Annotated in this window: 19 protein-coding genes; 10 read left to right on the forward strand and 9 right to left on the reverse strand. The window is 70.5% G+C overall.

Features of this window, described 5'->3' with window-relative positions; all coding sequences use genetic code 11:
- Positions 1 to 65: 65 nt before the first annotated feature.
- Both rpmI and infC read right to left on the reverse strand, forming a co-directional pair.
- Positions 66 to 260 carry a 50S ribosomal protein L35 gene (gene rpmI, locus KOI47_RS22105; protein ID WP_216206718.1) on the reverse strand — a complete coding sequence of 65 codons (195 nt, stop codon included), beginning with the start codon at positions 258 to 260 and terminating at the stop codon, positions 66 to 68.
- Between the two features lie 82 nt (positions 261 to 342).
- Complete coding sequence (gene infC / locus KOI47_RS22110) at positions 343 to 900, reverse strand: translation initiation factor IF-3 (protein WP_216217465.1); 558 nt, start codon at positions 898 to 900, stop codon at positions 343 to 345.
- 324 nt (positions 901 to 1,224) lie between these two features.
- On the opposite strand from infC, the gene KOI47_RS22115 reads away from it, so the two are divergent.
- Complete coding sequence (locus KOI47_RS22115) at positions 1,225 to 1,554, forward strand: DUF1844 domain-containing protein (protein ID WP_232376902.1); 330 nt, start codon at positions 1,225 to 1,227, stop codon at positions 1,552 to 1,554.
- A 28-nt stretch (positions 1,555 to 1,582) separates the two neighbouring features.
- Here KOI47_RS22115 and KOI47_RS22120 read toward each other — a convergent pair whose 3' ends face one another.
- Genes KOI47_RS22120 through KOI47_RS22135 form a run of 4 tightly spaced genes read right to left on the reverse strand, consistent with a single transcriptional unit; the run spans position 1,583 to position 5,063 of the window.
- Positions 1,583 to 2,857 (reverse strand): hydroxyacid-oxoacid transhydrogenase, encoded by a 1,275-nt coding sequence (locus KOI47_RS22120; RefSeq protein WP_216206722.1) that lies wholly within the window; start codon positions 2,855 to 2,857, stop codon positions 1,583 to 1,585.
- Positions 2,858 to 2,911: 54 nt separating this feature from the next.
- The gene (locus KOI47_RS22125) at positions 2,912 to 3,292 is read right to left on the reverse strand and encodes a RidA family protein (RefSeq protein WP_216206727.1); all 381 of its coding nucleotides are present in this window, start codon (positions 3,290 to 3,292) and stop codon (positions 2,912 to 2,914) included.
- Between the two features lie 25 nt (positions 3,293 to 3,317).
- Positions 3,318 to 4,061: an IclR family transcriptional regulator gene (locus KOI47_RS22130; protein WP_216206729.1), complete on the reverse strand. Its 744-nt coding sequence runs from the start codon at positions 4,059 to 4,061 to the stop codon at positions 3,318 to 3,320.
- 18 nt (positions 4,062 to 4,079) lie between these two features.
- Positions 4,080 to 5,063: a sugar kinase gene (locus KOI47_RS22135; RefSeq protein WP_216217467.1), complete on the reverse strand. Its 984-nt coding sequence runs from the start codon at positions 5,061 to 5,063 to the stop codon at positions 4,080 to 4,082.
- Positions 5,064 to 5,187: 124 nt separating this feature from the next.
- Between KOI47_RS22135 and KOI47_RS22140 the strand changes: the two genes are divergently transcribed.
- The 8 genes from KOI47_RS22140 to KOI47_RS22175 all read left to right on the forward strand — a co-directional run bounded on the left by KOI47_RS22140 (position 5,188) and on the right by KOI47_RS22175 (position 15,466).
- Positions 5,188 to 6,507, forward strand: coding sequence for an amino acid deaminase (locus tag KOI47_RS22140; protein WP_232376166.1), 1,320 nt, complete (start codon positions 5,188 to 5,190; stop codon positions 6,505 to 6,507).
- 8 nt (positions 6,508 to 6,515) lie between these two features.
- Entirely contained in the window at positions 6,516 to 8,111 is a 1,596-nt protein-coding gene (locus tag KOI47_RS22145; RefSeq protein ID WP_216206732.1) for an N-acyl-D-amino-acid deacylase family protein, read from the forward strand.
- Positions 8,108 to 9,517, forward strand: a complete 1,410-nt coding sequence (locus KOI47_RS22150) for a GntP family permease (RefSeq protein WP_216206735.1) — start codon at positions 8,108 to 8,110, stop codon at positions 9,515 to 9,517. The genes KOI47_RS22145 and KOI47_RS22150 overlap by 4 nt, the downstream gene beginning before the upstream one ends.
- Positions 9,518 to 9,560: 43 nt before the next feature.
- Entirely contained in the window at positions 9,561 to 10,691 is a 1,131-nt protein-coding gene (locus KOI47_RS22155; RefSeq protein WP_216206738.1) for a lactonase family protein, read from the forward strand.
- Positions 10,692 to 10,802: 111 nt separating this feature from the next.
- The gene (locus KOI47_RS22160) at positions 10,803 to 12,089 is read left to right on the forward strand and encodes an extracellular solute-binding protein (RefSeq protein ID WP_216206741.1); all 1,287 of its coding nucleotides are present in this window, start codon (positions 10,803 to 10,805) and stop codon (positions 12,087 to 12,089) included.
- Between the two features lie 3 nt (positions 12,090 to 12,092).
- Positions 12,093 to 13,040, forward strand: coding sequence for a carbohydrate ABC transporter permease (locus KOI47_RS22165; RefSeq protein ID WP_216206744.1), 948 nt, complete (start codon positions 12,093 to 12,095; stop codon positions 13,038 to 13,040).
- A gap of 99 nt (positions 13,041 to 13,139) precedes the next feature.
- A complete protein-coding gene (locus tag KOI47_RS22170) occupies positions 13,140 to 13,964 on the forward strand; it encodes a carbohydrate ABC transporter permease (protein WP_232376904.1) in 825 nt (274 codons plus the stop codon).
- Positions 13,961 to 15,466 carry a beta-N-acetylhexosaminidase gene (locus KOI47_RS22175; RefSeq protein WP_216206750.1) on the forward strand — a complete coding sequence of 502 codons (1,506 nt, stop codon included), beginning with the start codon at positions 13,961 to 13,963 and terminating at the stop codon, positions 15,464 to 15,466. The genes KOI47_RS22170 and KOI47_RS22175 overlap by 4 nt, the downstream gene beginning before the upstream one ends.
- 9 nt (positions 15,467 to 15,475) lie before the next feature.
- Here KOI47_RS22175 and KOI47_RS22180 read toward each other — a convergent pair whose 3' ends face one another.
- Both KOI47_RS22180 and KOI47_RS22185 read right to left on the reverse strand, forming a co-directional pair.
- Positions 15,476 to 16,150: a response regulator gene (locus tag KOI47_RS22180; protein ID WP_216206753.1), complete on the reverse strand. Its 675-nt coding sequence runs from the start codon at positions 16,148 to 16,150 to the stop codon at positions 15,476 to 15,478.
- Entirely contained in the window at positions 16,147 to 17,772 is a 1,626-nt protein-coding gene (locus KOI47_RS22185; RefSeq protein WP_216206756.1) for a sensor histidine kinase, read from the reverse strand. Before KOI47_RS22185 ends, KOI47_RS22180 begins: the two co-directional genes overlap by 4 nt.
- Positions 17,773 to 17,941: 169 nt before the next feature.
- On the opposite strand from KOI47_RS22185, the gene KOI47_RS22190 reads away from it, so the two are divergent.
- Entirely contained in the window at positions 17,942 to 19,312 is a 1,371-nt protein-coding gene (locus KOI47_RS22190) for a cation:dicarboxylate symporter family transporter (protein WP_216217469.1), read from the forward strand.
- On the opposite strand, the gene KOI47_RS22195 is transcribed toward KOI47_RS22190, so the two are convergent.
- Positions 19,226 to 19,666 carry an SRPBCC family protein gene (locus KOI47_RS22195; protein ID WP_216206759.1) on the reverse strand — a complete coding sequence of 147 codons (441 nt, stop codon included), beginning with the start codon at positions 19,664 to 19,666 and terminating at the stop codon, positions 19,226 to 19,228. The two genes, KOI47_RS22190 and KOI47_RS22195, sit on opposite strands and share 87 nt — an antisense overlap.
- Positions 19,667 to 19,676 lie beyond the last annotated feature (10 nt).

A 19,676-nucleotide genomic window follows, 5' to 3' on the forward strand; every position in this document is an offset into this window, starting at 1 on the left:
TTACGGCAAAGTTCGTGTGGTCGGCAGTGCCATCGGCGCCGGTGTCACCGGCGGCGGTACCACCGTCAGCGACCGAGCAGCCGCTTGACCCGCGGCACGTCCGGCTTGGCGAGGTCCGTGGTGCCTTCCAGCCTGCGGGACACCTTGCTCGGCTGCTTCTCCATCAGGTGCCTACGGCCCGCCCGCTGCCTGCGGATCTTGCCGCTGCCGGTGAACCGGACGCGCTTGGCGGTCCCGCTGTGCGTCTTAAACTTCGGCATTGCTCGTCCTTACGTTCTTCTCATTCGGCAGCACACCGCGAAAAATCCCGGTGTGCTGCGGTCGTGCGGGCGTTCCTGCCGGTCAGGACTCCGCGGCCTCGGTTTCCTTGGCCTTCGACTTGGACTTCACGTTCTTGTGCGGGGCCAGCACCATGATCATGTTGCGGCCGTCCTGCTTGGGGTTCGACTCGATGAAGCCGAGATCGGCGACGTCGTCAGCCAGCTTCTGCAGCAGTCGGAAGCCCAGTTCGGGGCGGGACTGCTCGCGCCCACGGAACATGATCGTCACCTTGACCTTGTTCCCGGCTGCGAGGAAGCGGGACACGTGGCCCTTCTTCGTCTCGTAGTCGTGCTGGTCGATCTTGGGACGCAGCTTCTGTTCCTTGATGACGGTCAGCTGCTGGTTACGGCGTGACTCGCGAGCCTTCTGCGCGCTCTCGTACTTGAACTTGCCGAAGTCCATGAGCTTGCATACCGGCGGCCGCGCCTGCGGGGCGACCTCGACGAGGTCGAGATCCGACTCCTGGGCGAGCCGAAGCGCATCCTCTATCCGGACGATGCCGACCTGCTCGCCGTTCGGGCCGACGAGCCGCACCTCCGGAACCCGGATGCGGTCATTGATGCGTGTCTCGGAGCTGATGGGGCCTCCTTGGTCCGAGCTGTCTCTCTACTACTCCATGTACCCGTTCTCGACCTGGTGCCCACATACCACGAGCCCCGTCACCACCAAGGGTGCGGGGCCCGCTCTCCGATCGGTGCCCCGGTGAGCACCGGGCGCACCACGAGACATTGGTCTCGCGAGACCGGACCCGGCCGCCTCGGTTCAGCGGCGACCCGGGTGGGAGCGGGGCTCCACTTGCGGCCCCCGATCGCTCGGGGGCTGGTCGCTCGTGGAAGGGTACCAGACGTGGTTGACAACGCTTCCGAGCAGCCCGAAAATTCCCCGGCCACGGATCCGGCCGGGGTGCCGCCCGATGTGCGCGGGCTGGCGGAGATCCCGAGCGTCGAGGTGATCAGCCGGGCCGCCGTCATGCTCATGTCCGCAGCGGCCGAACGGCTCGGGCTGGCCGACGACGAGCCGGAGAGCAGCCCGTACCGCGATCTGGACGAGGCACGCAGGCTGATCACCGCACTGGCCGGCCTTGTCACCTCCTCGGCCGAGTACCTCGGCCTGCACGCGGCACCGCTGCGGGATGGGGTGCAGTCGCTGCAGAAGGCCTTCCGGGAGGCATCGGCGGTCCCGGACGCCCCAGGGCAGGGGCCAGGCGAGAAATACACCGGGCCCGTGCACTGAGACCGCACTCGGGTCACGGGGTGGGACCTCACCAGTTGGTACGGGACTCGCGGAAGATCGCCGCGAGGTCCTCGGCACCGACCGCGCGCGGGGCCACGTTCAGCAGCCGTTGCTGCTTCAGCGCCCCGGCCACCAGCTGCTCGGTATCGGCCTCGGTGTAGCCGACCGCGGCGGTGCCGTTCGGTATCCCGATGTCCCGCATCAGCTCCGCGAGCACCGCGGGCAGCTGCTCCCGCGGGTCGGGCTGCCGCACCGCGCCGGGGGCCAGCAGCTCGGCCGCGCGCAGGTGCCGGTCCGGGTCGGTCGGGTAGGTGAACCGGAAGGTGGCCGGGGCGGTGAGCGACACCGACTGGCCGTGCGGCACCAGGGGCTCCGGCGGGTACCCGTCCGGGACGTAGTCGCGGACCATCCCGGCGATGGGATAGCCGCAGGCGTGCGGGATGTGCACCCCGGCGTTGCCGAATCCCATCCCGGCGAAGGTCGCCGCCAGCATCATGTCGGTGCGCGCGGCGAGGTTGCCGCCGGTGAGCACGGCGGCGCGGAAGGCACGGCCGATCAGCCGCAGGGTCTGCTCGGCCCACATGTCGGAGATCGGGTTCGAACCGCAGTACGCGACCCTGGTCTCCGGGCTGTGCCTTGGGAACGCGCTGTACGGCTTGGCGGTGTAGGACTCCAGCGCGTGGCAGAGCACGTCCATCCCGCTGGCCGCGGTCACCGCGGGCGGAAGGTCCAGGGTCAGCAAGGGGTCGGCGACCGCCAGGGTCGGGCGCAGCCGGGGGTGGCTGATCCCGGTCTTGACCTTGAGTCCGAGCAGGTCCAGTACGCAGACCGGGGTGCTTTCCGAGCCGGTGCCCGCCGTGGTCGGCACCGCCACCAGCGGCTTGAGCGGTCCCGGGGGCGTCTTGCCTTCGCCGATCGGTTTGTTCAGGTAGTCGTGCAACTCACCGGGGTGGGTGGTGAGCAGGTTCACCGCCTTGGCGGTGTCGATGGCGGAGCCACCGCCGACGCCGATGAACCCGTCCCACGCCGACTGCCGGGCGAACTCCACCGCCTCGGCCAGGCTCTCGTCGGTCGGCTCGATATGCACCCGGTCGTAGACCTCGACCGTCAGTCCCGCCGCCGTGGCCGCGTCGGCGACCCGTTGCGGCACGCCACCGGCGGCGACCCGGGGGTCGGTGATGATCAGTACCCGGCTCGCACCCTGTTGCCCGAGGTCGTGACCGATCTCGTCGACCGCGCCCGCGCCGAACTTGAGGGGCACCCCGCCCCAGGTGAAGACCGTCTCGTTCAGGTATTCCGTCACCCCGGAGAGTGTCGCGACTCCGGTTGCGCGGGGCAACCATCCCGCCGCCAGAGCTCAGTCGAGGACGGCGAGGGCGTCGATCTCCACCAGGAGGCCGGCAGGCAGGCCCACATAGACGGTGGTGCGGGCGGGATAGGGCTCGCGGACGAGCTGGTTGTAGGTCTCGTTCAGCTCGGCGAAGTGCGCGGTGTCGGTCAGGTACACCCGGACCATCACCAGGTCGTCGATGCTCGAACCGGCTTCGGCCAGCACCGCCTCGATATTGCGGAAGGTCTGCCTTGTCTGCTCGGCGACGGTGGTGCCGACGACCTCACCGGTCTTCGGGTCGAACGCGACCTGCCCGGCGACCTGCAGGATGTTGCCCTTGCGCGAGGCCTGGGCGAAGGAAGCCACCGGCCTGGGGGCGTTCTCCGTGCTGATCGCGATCTTGCTCATCGAGTATCCCTCTCCCATCGGTTCGTCACTTCGTCCATCCACTGAGGACGGAGGCTTCCTCGGCCGCGGCGAGCAGGTCCGGGACCAGCGCCAGCAGCCCTTCGTAGTCCAGCAGCACCTTCGGCACCGAGATGGACACCGCGGCGAGCACGTCGCCCCCGGCACCGCGGATCGGCGCGGCGACGCAGTGAATGAAGTCCTCGTGCTCGGCGTTGTCCACCGCGTACCCGCGCGCGTTCACCCGCTCCAGTTCGGCAAGGTACTCCTCGGGATTGCCGATGGTGTTCTCGGTGAGCCGGTGGTACTCCAGACCGGCGGCGATCTCCGCGCGCCGCTGCGGCGCGACCGCGGCGACCAGCACCTTGCCGACGGCCGTGCAGTGCAGGGCGGCCCGCTTGCCCACCCGGGAGTACATCCGCACCGCGTGCCTGCCCTCGAACTTGTCGATGTAGACCACCTCGCCGTCCTCATAGCTGGCCAGGTGGATGGTGTGCCCGGTGCGCTCGTTCAGCCCGGCCAGCGCGGGTTCCGCGCTGCGGCGCACATCCCGCTGCTCCAGCGCCTGGTTGGCGAGGTCGAACAGGGCACTGCCCAGCCGGTAATGCCGCGCTCCCTCACGATGCACGAAATGGTGTGCCTCGAGGGTGCGCAACAGGCGCAGCACGGTCGACTTGTGCACGCCGACCTCGTCGGCGAGCTGGTCCAGGGTGCGCGCGTCCTTGGCGAGGCCGCCGAGCAGGGTCAACGCGCGGTCCAGGCTCTGGCTCATCTCTTCCTCCGGAGGGTGTCATACCCGGACGACGCCCGTACCGGTCAGCCGGGCGGCCGCCCACGCCCGGTCGTCCGCCTCGAGCAGTTCGGCGACGACACCGGGCGGCAGGGGTTCACCCACATCATTGTGGGTGAGCAGGGTGGAGGCCGCCTGCAGGTGCCCGCTACGCAGGCGGATCCCCGGCGGCTCCCGACGCAGCGTGGCGGCGAGGAACCCGGCGGCGAAGGCGTCCCCCGCGCCGACCGCCTCCACCACCTCCACCTGCAACGCGGGCGCGAACACCGGGGCCCGGTCCCGCTCGAACACGGTGGCCCCGCGCTCGCCGTGCTTGACCACGAGCGTCGAGGGCTGTGGCAGCAACTCGCGCAACTCCCGCGCGTTCCCGGTGCCCCACACCTGGATCGCCTCGTCATCGCCGACGAACACGATGTCGGCCAGCGCGGCGAGTTCGGACAGCACCGCGGGATCCCTGCCCTGCCACAGCGCCGGCCGCCAGTTGACGTCGAAGGAGATCTGCCTGCCCGCGCGGGGGCCGGCGAGCAGTGCCCGCACCAGTTGCTCGCAGCCGGTGGACAGCGCGGGGGTGATCCCGCTGAGGTGGATCAGCCGCACCCCGTCGAGATCCAGCCGGGGCAACAGGTCCGGGCCCATCCCCGAGGCCGCCGAACCGCGCCGGTAGTAGCGGACCGGGCTGCCGCCGTCGGTGCCGGTTTCCTTGAAGTACACCCCGGTCGGCCGGTCCGGGTCCATCCGGACCTGGCTCACGTCCACGCCCGCGGCCTCGATCTCGCCGAGCAGGGCGTACCCGAACGGGTCCTGACCCAGCGCGCTCACCCAGGCAGCGCGCACCCCGAGCGCCACCAGGTGACAGGCCACATTGGACTCCGCACCGCCTGCCGTCCGTTGCCATACCCGTACCTCCCCGGCCGGGCCGGGTTCGGCCGGCACGAACAGGGCCATCGACTCGCCAAGGCACAGCACCTCAGGGCCTGTTTCCAAACGCGCACTGGCCGCCACCTATCGCCTCCTGTGTCGCCCCGTTGACCGGCCGCCGCGACGATGCTACACCTTTCTAATGCATTTTGCGCAACCTTCGTTGCAAGCTACGCAATAGGAGTGCGTGATGGATTCCAAGACGATCGCTCCGTGCCGGATGGACATCGCCGCGGTGGACGCGATCCGCCAGGAACGGCTGGATTGGCGCTTCAAGTCCGCACCGTCAGCACTCTGGGGCAGCACACTGGCCGAGGCGACCGCTGCTCGGCCGCAGTTGTTCCGGGACGGCTTCGTGGGGCCGATGGTCGTACTGGAGTCGGCCGCGCTGGAACACAACCTGGCGACCTTCGCCTCCTGGTGCGCCGCCCACGGTGTCGCGCTGGCCCCGCACGGCAAGACGACCATGGCGCCACAGCTGTTCGCCAGGCAGATCGAGCACGGGGCGATCGGCATCACCGCGGCCAACGCCGGACAGTCGCGGGTGTACCGCGCCTTCGGCGTGTCCCGGATCCTGCTGGCCAACCAGCTGGTCGACCCGGCCGGGCTGCGCTGGCTGGCAGGCGAGCTGGACCGCGATCCCGGCTTCGATTTCACCTGCTGGGTGGACTCGGTGGCCGGGGTCCGGCTGATGACCGAGACGCTGACCGCGGCGGGGGCGCGCCGCCCGGTGGAGGTGCTGCTGGAGCTCGGCGCGGCAGGCGGTCGCACCGGGGTCCGGGACCACGCGACCGCGCTGGCGGTGGCCGAGGCGGTGCGGGACAGCCCCGCGCTACGGCTGGCCGGGGTGGGCGGCTACGAGGGCGCGCTCGCCCATGACTCCTCCGCGGAGTCCCTCCGCACGGTGGAGTCCTATATAGACGATCTGCGCGCGCTGGCGATCTCACTGGCGGACAAGGGCTTCTTCGAACCCGGCCAGCGGATCATCGCCACCGCGGGCGGCAGCGCCTTCTTCGACAGGGTGGCCGCGGGCCTTGCCGGCGGCTGGCCGGAGGGGCTGAACGTGCTGCCGGTGCTGCGTAGCGGTGCCTACCTCACCCATGACGACGGCTTCTACCGTGGTATCTCCCCGCTGGGCGCGGCACCGCGCACCGAAGGCGCGCCGCTGCGTTCGGCGCTGCGGGCCTGGGCGCAGGTCAGCTCGAAACCCGCGCCCGAGCTGGCGCTGCTGACCCTCGGCAGGCGGGACGCCTCCTTCGACCAGGGCCTGCCCGAGCCACAGTGGCACCGGCCAGCAGACGGCGCCACCACGGAGCTCACCGGGCACTCCGTCACCGCGCTGAACGACCAGCACGCCTTCCTCGCCCTGCCCGCGGGCTCGCCGGTACAGGTCGGCGACTGGGTCGGGCTCGGGCTGTCCCACCCGTGCACCGTTTTCGACAAGTGGTCCCTGATCCCGGTGGTGGACGAGCGGGAGAACGTCGTCGACTTCATCCGCACCTACTTCTAGGAGTCCCCATGGAGCTGGTCCTGCGCGGCGCGCACATCGCCGATGGCACCGGAGCACCGCTGTGGCCCGGTGACGCCGGGATCGAGGACGGCCGGATCGCGGCGCTCGGCCCGCCAGGTTCGCTCAGCGCAACCCGCGTCATCGACGCAACCGGGCTGGTGCTGGCACCCGGGTTCATCGATATGCACTCGCACTCCGACCTGCAGATACTCGCCGAGCCGGAGCACCTCGCCAAGGTCTCCCAGGGCGTCACCACCGAGGTGCTCGGGCAGGACGGGCTGTCCTACGCCCCGGTGAACGACGCCACCCTGGAGGTGCTGCGCGGGCAGCTCGCGGGCTGGAACGACGATCCGCCCGGGTTCGAGTGGAGCTGGCGCTCGGTCGCCGAGTACCTCGCCCGGCTGGACCGGGGGGTCGCGGTGAACGCCGCCTACCTGGTGCCGCAGGGCACGGTCCGGATGCTCACCGTCGGCTGGGAGGACCGTCCGGCCACCCCGGCCGAGCTGGACACCATGCGCTCCCTGGTGGCCACCGGGCTGGCCGAAGGCGCCTTCGGCATGTCGTCCGGGTTGACCTACACCCCGAGCATGTACGCGGGGACCGAGGAACTGGTGGCGCTGTGTGAGGTGGTCGGCGCGGCGGGCGGGTACCACTGCCCGCACCACCGCAGCTACGGCGCGGGGGCACTGGAGGCCTTCGCCGAGATGGTGACCGTGTCCCGGCGCGCGGGCTGCCCGCTGCACCTCGCGCACGCCACGATGAACTTCTCGGTGAACAAGGGCAGGGCGCCGGAACTGCTGGCCCTGCTGGACGAGGCGATCGCGGGCGGCTGTGACATCTCGCTGGACACCTACCCGTACCTGCCGGGCGCCACCTATCTCTCCGCCCTGCTGCCGAGCTGGGCGAGCGAGGGCGGGCCGGAAGCCACCCTGGACCGGCTGTCCGATCCGGACACCAGGGAACGGATCAGGGCGGAGATCGAGGAGACCGGCTCGGACGGGGCGCACGGCGTGCCGATCGACTGGGACGGGATCGAGATCAACGGGGTACGCAGGCCGGAGCACGCGCACCTGGTGGGGCACAGCGTGGCCGAGTCCGCGCGGGCCGCCGGGACCACCCCGGCCGAGCTGTACTTCGAGGTGCTGGTCGCCGAGCGGCTCGGCACCTCCTGCCTGATGCACGTCGGGCACGAGGAGAACGTGCGGACGATCATGCGGCATCCCGCGCACACCGGCGGCAGCGACGGCCTGCTGGTCGGCGACCGGCCACACCCACGGGCCTGGGGGACCTTCCCCCGCTACCTGGCGCGGTACGTGCGGGAACTGGGGGTGCTCGAGCTCGCCGACTGTGTCGCGCACCTGACCGGGCGGGCCGCGACCCGGCTGCGCCTTCCCGACCGTGGCTTCGTCCGCGAGGGTTACGCCGCGGATCTCGTGCTGTTCGACCCGGACACGGTGACCGACACCGCCACCTTCGAGCAACCACGGCAACCGGCGGAAGGGATCCGGTACGTCTTCGTCAACGGGGTGGCCGCCATCGACGACGGCCGTCCGACCGGCGCGCTCGCCGGGCACGCCCTGCGCAAACCGGAGACCTCGCCATGACCGGGTTCCTGGAATGGCTGCACCACTCCACCGGCGGGCTGCTCACCCTCGCCGCGGTGTCCATCGCGGTGCTGTTGTTGCTCATCATCAGGTTCCGGATGGAGCCGTTCATCGCGCTGATCGTGATCGGCCTGCTCACCGCGCTGGCGGCGGGGCTGCCGGTGGGCACCATCGTCGGCTCCGCGCAGGGGGCATCGGACTCGCTGCTGGAGGACGGTTTCGGTGGGGTACTCGGGCATATCGCCGCGATCATCGGCCTGGGCACGCTGCTCGGCGCGATTCTGGAGAAGTCCGGTGGGGCGCAGGTGCTCACTGCGGCCCTGCTGCGGGCGTTCGGGGAGAAGCGGGCCCCGCTGGCGATGGGTATCGCCGGCCTGATCTTCGGCATCCCGGTGTTCTTCGACATCGGCATCTTCGTGCTCGCCCCGCTGGTCTACGTGGCCGCCAAGCAGGCAGGCCGGTCGATCCTGCTGTACTGCCTGCCGCTGATCGCCGGGCTGTCGGTCACCCACGCCTTCCTGCCGCCCCATCCCGGGCCGGTGGCCGCCGCAGGCCTGCTCGGGGTGGACCTCGGCTGGGTCATCCTGATGGGCGCGATCTGCGGGATCCCGGCCTGGTTCGTGGGCGGGGTGTTGTTCTCGTCCTGGATCGGTAACCGGATCCACGTGCCGGTGCCGGAGGAGATGCTTGCCGCGGCCACAATGGACGGTGAGGGTCCCGGCACCGCCACCCGCCCGCCCTCGCTCGGCCTGGTGTCCTCGATCATCGCCATCCCACTGGTGCTGATCCTCGCGGGCACCTTCGGCAGCATCTGGTTACCCGATGGCTCGACGCTCACCGGGATCGCGACCTTCCTCGGCACCCCCGCGGTGGCGCTGACCGGGGCCGTGCTACTGGCGTTCTGGCTGCTCGGCACCCGTCGCGGGATGACGGCGAAACGGCTCAGCGAGCTGTCCGCGACGGCCCTGCGGCCGGTGGCGATGATCCTGCTGGTGGTCGGGGCGGGTGCGTTCTTCGGCTCGGTGCTGGCCGCGACCGGGATCGGCAAGGCGGTCGCGGGCTCGCTGGAGTCCGCGGGCCTGCCGGTGATCCTCGCCGCGTACGTGATCAGCTGCGGAATGCGGATCGCGCAGGGTTCGGCGACGGTGGCGATCGTGACCACGACCGGGATCATCGCACCCACCGTGGCGCAACTGGGGTACTCCCAGCCGCAGCTGGCCCTGCTGGTGGTCGCGATCGCCGCAGGCTCGATCATCGCCTCGCACGTGAACGACGGCGGCTTCTGGATCGTCTCGCGGTACTTCGGCATCTCCGTTTCGGACACGCTCAAGACCTGGACCGTGCTGGAAACCATTCTCTCGGTGGTCGGCTTCGCCGTCTCCGCCGCACTGATGACCATCCTGTAGTCCGTGGCAAACAGTCCCTGCATATGGATAAGGAGAACGGCAGATGATCGACCGTCGCAGATTCCTCGGCGCCCTCGGGGTGGCCGGGGTCGGCAGCATCCTCGGCGCGGGGCCCGCGAACGCGGCCCCCACCGGCCGTCGCGGCCAGACCGTCTTCCTCGGCAGCTACTCCACCTGGGGCTCACCGCCGGGAGCGGGCCTGCAGGTGGCAGCCAGGTCCGGCGCCGAGCTGACCGTGCGGCACACCGTCCCCGGGGTGCCGGACGCCTCGTTCTTCGCCTTCTCCCCCGGCAGGCGGACCCTGTACGTCACCAACGAGCTGGTGCCGGACGGTACGGTCACCGCGCTGGACCTCGCCGACCCGCGGCGCCCGCGGGTGCTCGGCAGCCGGACCACCCTCGGGGCGGGGCCGACGCACCTTTCGGTGCATCCCAGCGGCCGGTACCTGCTCACCGCGAACTACACCGACGGCACCGTGGTGGTGCACCCGATCCGGTCCGGAGGGTCGCTCGGCGAACCCACCGACCTAGTGCGGCACACCGGGACCGAGCGTGACCCGCACGCGCACCAGGTGCTCACCGATCCCAGCGGCAACTGGGTGCTCGCGGTGGATCTCGGCGCGGACTCGGTGTACGTCTACAAGCTGGACCCGTGGGCGGGAAAGCTGCGGCTACACGAGCAGGTACGGCTGCCGGACGGCGCGGGGCCGCGGCACCTGGCCTTCGACCCGCACGGACGGTTCGCCTACATCCTCGGCGAGCTGCGACCGGAGATCACCGTGGCGTCCTGGGACCCGGCACGCGGCAAGCTGACGCCGGGCGCGACCGTGCCCACGGTGCCGGACAGCGCGCCAAGGCCGCAGTATCCGGCCGAGATCGCGGTGTCGGCCGACGGACGGTTCGTGTACGCCTCCAACCGTGGCGAGGACACCCTCGCCACCTTCGCGGTCCGCGGTTACGGGCGGGAGCTGCACCGGATCGGCGAGAACGTGCCGACCGGGGGTGCCTGGCCGCGGCACTTCACCCTGGACCCCACCCAGCGGTGGTTCTACGTGGCCAACCAGAACTCGGGAACGGTCACCTGGCTGCCCCGCGACCCGCGCACCGGCCTGCCCGGCGCCGTGGCCGGGAAGGTGGCGGTGCCCTCGGTCGCCATCGTCGCGTTCCATTGCTGAGTCCACAGGTGGTCTAGACCCCTTGTGCGGCACCTCACCCGGTCCTACGATCGTTGCTAATAGTGAAACGCACGTTGCGTGAAACGCAATGGCTTGAATGGAAATCAGCCCATGAAAATCACCCGAACGATCGCGGCGGTCCTGCTCACCGCACTCGCCGCGGCCGCATGTTCCCCACCCCAGTCAGATCCGGCCGCCGAGGGCGGTGACCAGCAGTCCGGCCCGCTGCGGGTCTGGCTGTTCGACGAGGCCAACCGGGCGCCCAAGGAGGCGGTCGTCCAGGAAGCGATCAAGGAGTTCGAGGCCGCGCACGAGGGCGTCACGGTCGACGTGCAGTGGGTTGCGGTGGAGACAAGGGCCGACAAGTTCTCCGGCGCCTTCAACGACCCTTCCAACGCTCCGGACGTGGCCGAGTTCGGCAACACCGACGTCGCCAGCTATGCCGAGACCGGCGCGCTGGCCGACCTCACCGCCGATATCGAGTCCTGGTCCGCAGGCTCCGACCTGCTGCCGAGCGTGCTGGAGACCGCCAAGGTGGACGGCAAGACCTACGGGCTGCCGTGGTTCACCGGGATCCGCGCGCTGTACTACCGCACCGACGTGTTCGACGAGCTGGGCCTGCAACCGCCGAAGACCATGGCCGAGCTGGCCGAAACGGCCCGCGAGATCCGGGCCGCCAAGCCCGATCTGTACGGGATCTCGGTGGGCGGCAAGTACATCTACGCAATGCTGCCGTTCCTGTGGGCGCATGGCGGCGAGCTCGCCGAGCGGCAGGGCGACCGCTGGCAGGCCACCGTGGACTCCGAGGCCGCCAGGGCTGGGGTGACCGCCTACACCGACCTGATCAAGCCGGACATCTGCCCGCCGGAGCAGTGCGCGGACATGACCGGCACGCAGAGCGTGCAGGCATTCTCCGGCGGCCAGGCGGCGATGACCATCGGCGGTGACTTCAACCGCAAGGCCATCGAGGAAGGGCTCTCGGGCAAGTACGACGTGGTCCCGCTGCCCGGAACGGAGCAGGGCTCGATCGCCCCGGCCTTCGCTGGCGGCAACCTGCTCGGCGTCTTCCAGTCCAGCCAGCGCAGGAGCCTCGCCGTGGAGTTCGTCCAGCTGCTCGGCAGCGCCGAGTACCAGTCCAAGATGTACGAGGCGATGGGCAACCTGCCGACGCTGAGCAGCCTGCAGCAGGAGCTGTCCTCCTCCGAGGAGTTCCTCGAGCCCTTCGTGGCCACGTTGCAGGCAGGCACCCGGTTCGTGCCCAGCACGCCGGCCTGGTCGCTGATCGACGCGCAGCAGATCCTCCCGACGGCCGCGCAGCAGATCATCACCGGCCAGCAGCCACCGGACGCCGCGCTCGCCGAGGCCACGCAGCAGATGAACGACGCCTTCGGCGGCTAGTCGATGGCGACCCGGCAAACCACCGCCGCCGTCCCGCCGCCGGTGCGCACCCCGCGCAGGCGGCGGGACGGCCGCGCCGCGGCGCTGTACCTGGCCCCGGCCGCGGTACTGCTGCTCGGCATGCTGGCCTACCCGCTGTACCAGCTCGTGCTCATCTCGTTCTACGACTACGGGCGGGCGGAGGCCGCGGGCACGGCCCCGCTGGTGTTCCTCGGCTTCGACAACTACGTGGAACTGCTGGAGACCATCAAGTTCTGGGTGGTACTGGCGAAGACGATCGGCTTCGCCGCCGTATGCGTGGTGGGCAGCCTGCTGGTCGGCACCACGCTCGCGGTGCTGGCCAGCAGGGTGCGGGCGGTGCCCCGGATGCTGCTTTTCCTGGCCGCGCTGGGGGCATGGGCCACCCCGGCGATGGCAGGGTCCTACGTCTGGCTGTTCCTGTTCGACGCCGACTTCGGCCTGGTGAACGAGGTACTCGCCGGGCTGGGCTGGCAGAGCATGGCGGACCATTCCTGGACCTACGGCACCTACAGCGCGTTCGGCCTGGTCGCGATGGAGGTCATCTGGTGCTCGTTCCCGTTCGTCATGGTCACCATGTACGCCGGGATCAAGGGCATCTCGGAGGAGATCCTGGAGTCGGCAGCGCTGGACGGGGCGTCCTGGACCAGGATCGCCACCTCGGTGATGTTGCCGATGCTGCGGCCGCTGCTGCTGATCGCCACCATCCAGTCGATCATCTGGGACTTCAAGGTGTTCACCCAGATCTACGTGATGACCAACGGCGGTGGCGTCGCGGGGCGCAACCTGGTGCTGAACGTCTACGCCTACCAGGAGGCCTTCGCAGGCTCGCAGTACGGCCTCGGCGCGGCCATCGGCGTGGTGATGACCCTGATCCTGCTGTCGATCACGGCCCTGTACGTGCGCTCGCAGCGGCAGAGTGTGGAGCTGTAGATGACGGTACTGACCAGCGACAAGACCCGCGGCGGCACCGGGGTCGCGCGGGGCGGGACGCCGCCGGTGCGGCGCAGGCGCCCGGTCAAGCGGGGCAGGATGGTCGCCGAGGTGGCCACCGTGGTGATCGCAGGGCTGGTGGCCTTCCCGCTGTACTGGATGGTGCTGTCCGCGTTGAAACCGGCGGCCGAGGTGCAGTCGGCCAACCCGCGGCCGTGGACCTTCTCCCCCACCTTCGAGAACTTCGACCGGGTGCTGAACTCGGCCGGTTTCGCGCGGTACTTCCTGAACAGCACGATCGTCGCGGTGGTGGTGGTCGGGTTGTCGTTGCTGCTGTCCTTCCTTTCCGCCGTGGCACTCACCAGGTTCCGCTTCCGCGGCCGCACCGTGCTGCTGGTGATGCTGCTGGTGGCGCAGATGGTCCCGGTGGAGGCGCTGACCATCCCGCTGTTCTTCCTGATGCGCTCGATCGGCGATGTGGCCCCGGCCTTCGGGTTGAACGAGCTCGGATCGCTGGTGCTGGTGCACCTGGCCTTCCAGCTGCCGCTGGCGATCTGGATGCTGCGCGGCTTCGTTGCCGCGGTACCGATCGAGCTGGAGGAGGCGTCCAAACTGGACGGCGCGAGCCGGTTCCGGTTCACCTGGCAGATCCTGTTCCCGCTGGTGTTACCCGGGCTGGTCGCGGTGAGTGTGCTGGCGTTCATCCACGCCTGGAACGACTTCCTTTTCGCCAAGACCTTCATCATCTCCAAGTCGGAGAACCAGACCCTGCCGCAGGCGATCCTGGTGTACTTCAAGCCGGAGGAGAACGACTGGGGCGCGATCATGGCCGGGTCCACCCTGATGACCATCCCGGTGCTGATCTTCTTCGTGCTGGTGCAGCGCAGGCTGGTCTCCGGGCTGTCCGGGGCGGTGAAGGGATGAGCGCGTTCGACACCCTGCTGCCCAGGCCGGTGCGGGTCGAGCCGTCCCCCGGCGAGTGCCTGCTTGCCGATCCGGCGGCAGCCCCGGTCCGCCTCGACCCCGCGCTGCAGGCGGAAGGCTACCGGCTGGAGATCGAACCCGCCGGGGTGCTGATCGTGGCCGCCGACGAGGCCGGCGCCTGCCACGCGCGGCAGACGCTGCGCCAGCTGTGCGGCCCGGCGGCGTTCCGCGCCGCGCGGATCCACGATGGACCCTGGCGGCTGCCCTGCGGGACGGTGACCGACCAGCCACGGCTGGGCTGGCGCGGCTGCCTGCTGGACGTGGCGCGGCATTTCCGGACCAAGGCGGAGGTGCTGCGGTTCGTGGACCTGCTGGCCGCGCACAAGCTGAACGTGCTGCACCTGCACCTCACCGATGACCAGGGCTGGCGGATTCAGATCGACCGCTACCCCAGGCTCACCGAGGTCGGCGGCTGGCGCACCGGGTCGATGGTGGGCAGGCACGACGGACCGGAGACCGACGGAAGGCCGCACGGCGGGTTCTACCCCGCGGCCGACCTCGCCGAGATCGTCGGCTACGCCGGGGACCGCGGGATCAGGGTGGTGCCGGAGATCGACATGCCGGGCCATGTGCGTGCGGCGCTGGCCGCCTACCCGGAACTCGGCGTGCACCCGGATCGCTCACTGGAGGTGTGGACCTCGTGGGGGGTGAGCGAGGACGTGCTGAACGCCGAGGAGTCCACAGTAGACTTCTTTCGGAACGTGCTCGACGAGGTGCTGGAGATCTTCCCGTCTCCGGTGATCGGCATCGGCGGGGACGAGGTGCCGGTCACCCAGTGGGAGAACGACCCGCGCAGCAGGGCCCGCGCCGCCGAGCTCGGCCTGGCGAGCCCGGGTGACCTGCACGGCTGGTTCCTCGGCCGGATGGCGGACCATCTGCGCGAGCGTGGCAGGCGGGCGCTCGGCTGGGACGAGGTGCTGGACGCCGGAACCGATCCCGGCACCGGCACGGTGGTCGGGTCCTGGCGCGGCGAGGAGGCCGGGTTACGGGCCGCCGCCGCGGGCCACGACGTGGTGATGTGCCCCGAGCAGTGGGTGTACCTGGACCACCGCCAGTCCGCGCATCCGGACGAGCCGATCCCGGTCGGTTTCCTGCGCTCCCTCGAGGACGTCTACCGTTACCGGCCCTGCCCCGATGGCATGCCGGCCGAGCGGCTGCTCGGGGCACAGGCACAGGTGTGGACCGAGCACCTGGACACCGCGCGCAGGGTGGACTACGCGGCCTTCCCTCGGCTGGCCGCCTTCGCCGAGGTCGTGTGGAGCGGCGGCGGGGACTTCACGGAGTTCCTGCCGCGGCTGCGCGAGCACCACCTGCCCCGGCTGGACGCGCTCGGGGTGGAGTACCGGCCGCTGTCCGGCCCGTTGCCCTGGCAGACCCGCCCCGGCGTCCCCGGCAGACCCCGGGACCTCACCATGGCCGATCATCAACACAGCACGGGTTAAAGAACAAGCTCAGCTGACCCATTCGTAGCGCACCTCGGGCCTGCCCACCTGGCCGTAGTGCGGCCTGCGCTCGGCGAGGCCGTGCTCGGCCAGGTACTCCAGGTACCGCCGGGCGGTCACCCTGGACACCCCGGTGCTCTCGGCCGCGGCCGCGGCCGAGAGCGCCTCCCCGGCCCCGGCCAGCGCCGAGCTGATCGCGTCCAGGGTCTCCCCGCTCATCCCCTTGGGCAGGGTGGCGTGCTCGGTGCCGCGCAGGGTGGCGAGCATCCCGTCCACCTCGGCCTGCCCGTTGACCTCGCCGGAGCCCGCCAGCAGCCCGCGGTAGCGGGCGTAGCGTTCCAGCTTGTCCCGCAGGGCGTCGAAGGTGAACGGCTTCAGCAGGTACTGCACGATCCCCGCGGACACCGCCGCCCGCACCACGTCGAGATCGCGGGCGGAGGTCACGGCGATCACGTCCACGGTTCGCCCGGCCGCGCGCAGCGCCCGGCAGACCGCGAGCCCGTGCGTGTCCGGCAGGTAGAAGTCAAGCAGCACCAGGTCCACCGGCTGGCGTTCGCAGAACCGGATCGCCTCGGCTCCGGAGTGCGCGACCCCCGCCACGGTGAAGCCGGGGACCCGCCGCACGTACTGCTGGTGCGCCTCGGCGGCGAGGCGCTCGTCCTCCACGACGAGTACCGCGATCATCCGGTGTCCTCCGTGCCTGCTCGGGGCAGGGTGACCGTGAACACGGCCCCGGCGTCCCCGCCCACCTCGATCGTTCCGCCGTACCGGCGCACGGCCTGGCCGACCAGCGCCAGCCCGAGCCCGCGGCCGGCCGCTCCCCCGCCGGGTTTGGTCGACCAGCCGCGCCGGAACATCTCCCGCGCCGTCCCCTGGTCCACCCCGGGGCCGGTGTCGGCGACCCGCAGGAACAGCGCCTCCGGGTCCATCCGCACGGTAACCGTCACCCGGGGACGGCCCCGGCGGGACCCGGCGTCCTCGATCGCGGCGTCGATGGCGTTGTCGATCAGATTGCCCAGAATGGTCACCAGGTCCCTGGAGTCGAACCCGGTTTCGGTGTCCGGCAGCGCGGTGTCCTCGGTGAGCGCGAGCTCCGCGCCCCGCTCGGCGGCGTCCGCGGACTTGCCGAGCAGCAACGCCGCCAGCACCGGCTCGGAGACCGCGCCCATCACCCGGTCGGTGAGCTGCTGCGCGGTCTCCAGCTCCGCGGTGGCGAATACCAGCGCCTCCTCGATCCGGCCGAGTTCGACCAGGGACACCACCGCGTGCAGGCGGTTGGCCGACTCGTGCGCCTGCGAGCGCAGGGACTCGGCGAACCCGCGTACCGTGTCCAGCTCACCAGTGAGGCTCTGCAGTTCGGTGTGGTCGCGCAGGGTCACCACATTGCCCATCTCCCGGTCCTTGGCGGTGACCGGTGCGGTGTTCACCAGCAGCACACGGGTGTCGGTCACGTGGATCTCGTCGGTGCGCGGCTCGGTGGCATCGAGGGTGCTGACCAGTTCGGGGGAAAGGCCGAGCTCCCCGACGGGCCTGCCCTTCGGGTCGCCGGACAGGCCGAGCAGCTCACGGGCGGCGTGGTTGCACAGCGCCACCCGCCCGTCCCTGCCGACCAGCACCAGTCCTTCCCGGACCGAGCGCAGGATGGCCTGGTAGTACTCGAACATACTGCTCAGCTCGGCCGGAGCCACCCCGCGCGTCTGCCGCCGCAGGCGGGCGCTGACCAGGTAGCTGCCCAGCAGCCCCACCCCGAGCACCGCGCAGGCGACCAGGAGCAGGGGTGGCAGCCGCCGCGCGAGCTCGGCCGAGACGGCTCGGACGGTGATCCCGACCGCGACCAGCGCGGACACCCGGCCGTCCTCGGTGACCGGTGCGACCGCGCGGATCGAGGGGCCGAGCGTGCCGGTGTAGGTCTCGGTGAACATCCGGCCCCGCAGGGCGGGTGCGGTGGTGCCGAGGAACCGCCCGCCGATCCGTTCCGGATCGGGGTGGGTGTAGCGCACCCCGGCCGGATCCATGATCGTGATGAAGTCGACCCCGGTGTCCTGGCGTACCCGCTCGGCGAACGGCTGGAGCTCGCGGCTGGGTTCCCCGGTTCGCAGGGCCGCACGGACATTGGGCGCGTCGGCGACGGTGGCGGCCACCGCGGTGACCTCCTCCCGCGCCCTGTCCTCACTCGCGCGCCGGGCGTCCACGTAGGCCAGTACGGCGCCGCCCGCGACGAGCACGGCCACCAGCACCGCCTGCAGCACGAGCAGCTGGCGGGCGAGGCTCCACCGTCTGGTCGACACGGGTTCATCCGACCACATCGGGATGGCGTAGCGACCCCGGTACCGGTGAACGAAATGAACACAACCGTGACCCAGGTCATAGCCGCACGGATAGTCACCCCGGACCGCGCCAACGAGGGCGCACGAACTCTGGGAGGCAACGGTGCCGGCGACCGAAACGGGCCAGCGCGGGCGGCCGCGCGATCGGATGCACTACCTGTACCTGGCGGTGATCGCCGCGGTCATCCTCGGGGTGGTCGTGGGCTTCGCGGTGCCCGACTTCGCGGCCGGGCTCAAGCCGCTCGGTTCGGGTTTCGTCAGCCTGATCAAGATGATGATCAGCCCGATCATCTTCTGCACGATCGTGCTCGGAATCGGCTCGGTGGCGAAGGCGGCGAAGGTCGGCAAGGTCGGGGTACTCGCCCTGGGCTACTTCCTCATCATGTCCACCTTCGCACTGGCTATCGGCCTGGTGGTGGGCAATGTGCTGCACCCTGGCGAGGGGCTGCAGCTCGATCCGGCCGATGCCGCCGCGGTGCAGGAGCAGGCAGGCGAGGGTGAGGGCACGGTCGACTTCCTGCTCGGCGTGATCCCGGAGTCGTTGCTGTCCGCGTTCACCGAGGGTTCGGTGCTGCAGACCCTGCTGGTGGCGCTGCTGGCCGGGTTCGCGTTGCAGAAGCTGGGCCCGGCCGGGCAACCGATCCTGCGCGGGATCGAGCACCTGCAGCGGCTGGTGTTCCGCATCCTGGCCATGATCATGTGGGTGGCGCCGGTCGGTGCGTTCGGCGCGATCGCCGCCGTGGTCGGCGAGACCGGCTGGGCCGCGTTGCGGAGCCTGGCCGTGATCATGCTCGGCTTCTACGCGACCTGCCTGCTGTTCATCTTCGGCGTGCTCGGCGCCGTGCTCTGGTTCGGTGCCCGGGTGAACATCTTCAGCCTGCTGCGCTACCTCGGCCGGGAGTTCCTGCTGATCGTGTCCACCTCATCCTCGGAGTCGGCGCTGCCGAGGCTGATCGCCAAGATGGAGCACCTCGGGGTGAGCAGGCCGGTGGTGGGCATCACCGTGCCGACCGGGTACTCCTTCAACCTGGACGGCACCGCGATCTACCTGACCATGGCCACCCTGTTCATCGCCACGGCGCAGGGCAGCCCGCTCGGCATCGGCGAGCAGATCTCCCTGCTGGTCTTCATGATAATCGCCTCGAAGGGCGCGGCCGGGGTGAGCGGCGCCGGGATCGCCACCCTGGCGGGCGGGCTGCAGTCGCACCGGCCGGAGCTGGTCGACGGGGTGGGTTTCATCCTCGGTATCGACCGGTTCATGTCCGAGGCGCGGGCGCTGACCAACTTCGCGGGCAACGCCGTGGCCACGGTGCTCATCGGCTCCTGGACCGGGGAGCTCGACCGGGTCCAGTCGCGCCGGGTGCTGGCAGGCGAGGACCCGTTCAACGAGGCCACCCTGGTGGACGAGCACGAGCCGCGGGAGGTGGAGCCGTCAGCCGAGACGCTCGCACAGCCCGCGCCGGCCGCGGCGCATCATGACGGCATGGTTGGCGCGGAAGACCGGGTGCGCCAGGGGTGACAGCAGGCGCAGCAGCTTCTTCCTGGCCACCACCTGCTGGGCGATCTCCAGCCGGGTGCCGGAGCCGTGTTCGCGGACCAGCCCGGTGAGCGTGCCTTCGAGGTCACCGGCGAGGAGAACCCCGAGCCTGCCTGCGCCGGGGTTCTCCTCCACCCGGGTCAGGTGCACCCTGAGCAGGAACGGCAGCGCGGAGCGGCAGACCAGCTCGGCGGTGTCCTCGTCGATGCGGTGCACCGCCCGGACGTTCGGCCACCACGCGGGGTAGCCACCGAGGTCGATGAGGGTGGCGAACACGACCGGCGGCGGCGCGGCGATCGTCCAGGTGGTGCGGAACCGGTAGCAGGCCAGCGACACGTCCGCAGTA

The organism is Amycolatopsis aidingensis, assembly GCF_018885265.1.
Lineage (GTDB): Bacteria > Actinomycetota > Actinomycetes > Mycobacteriales > Pseudonocardiaceae > Amycolatopsis > Amycolatopsis aidingensis.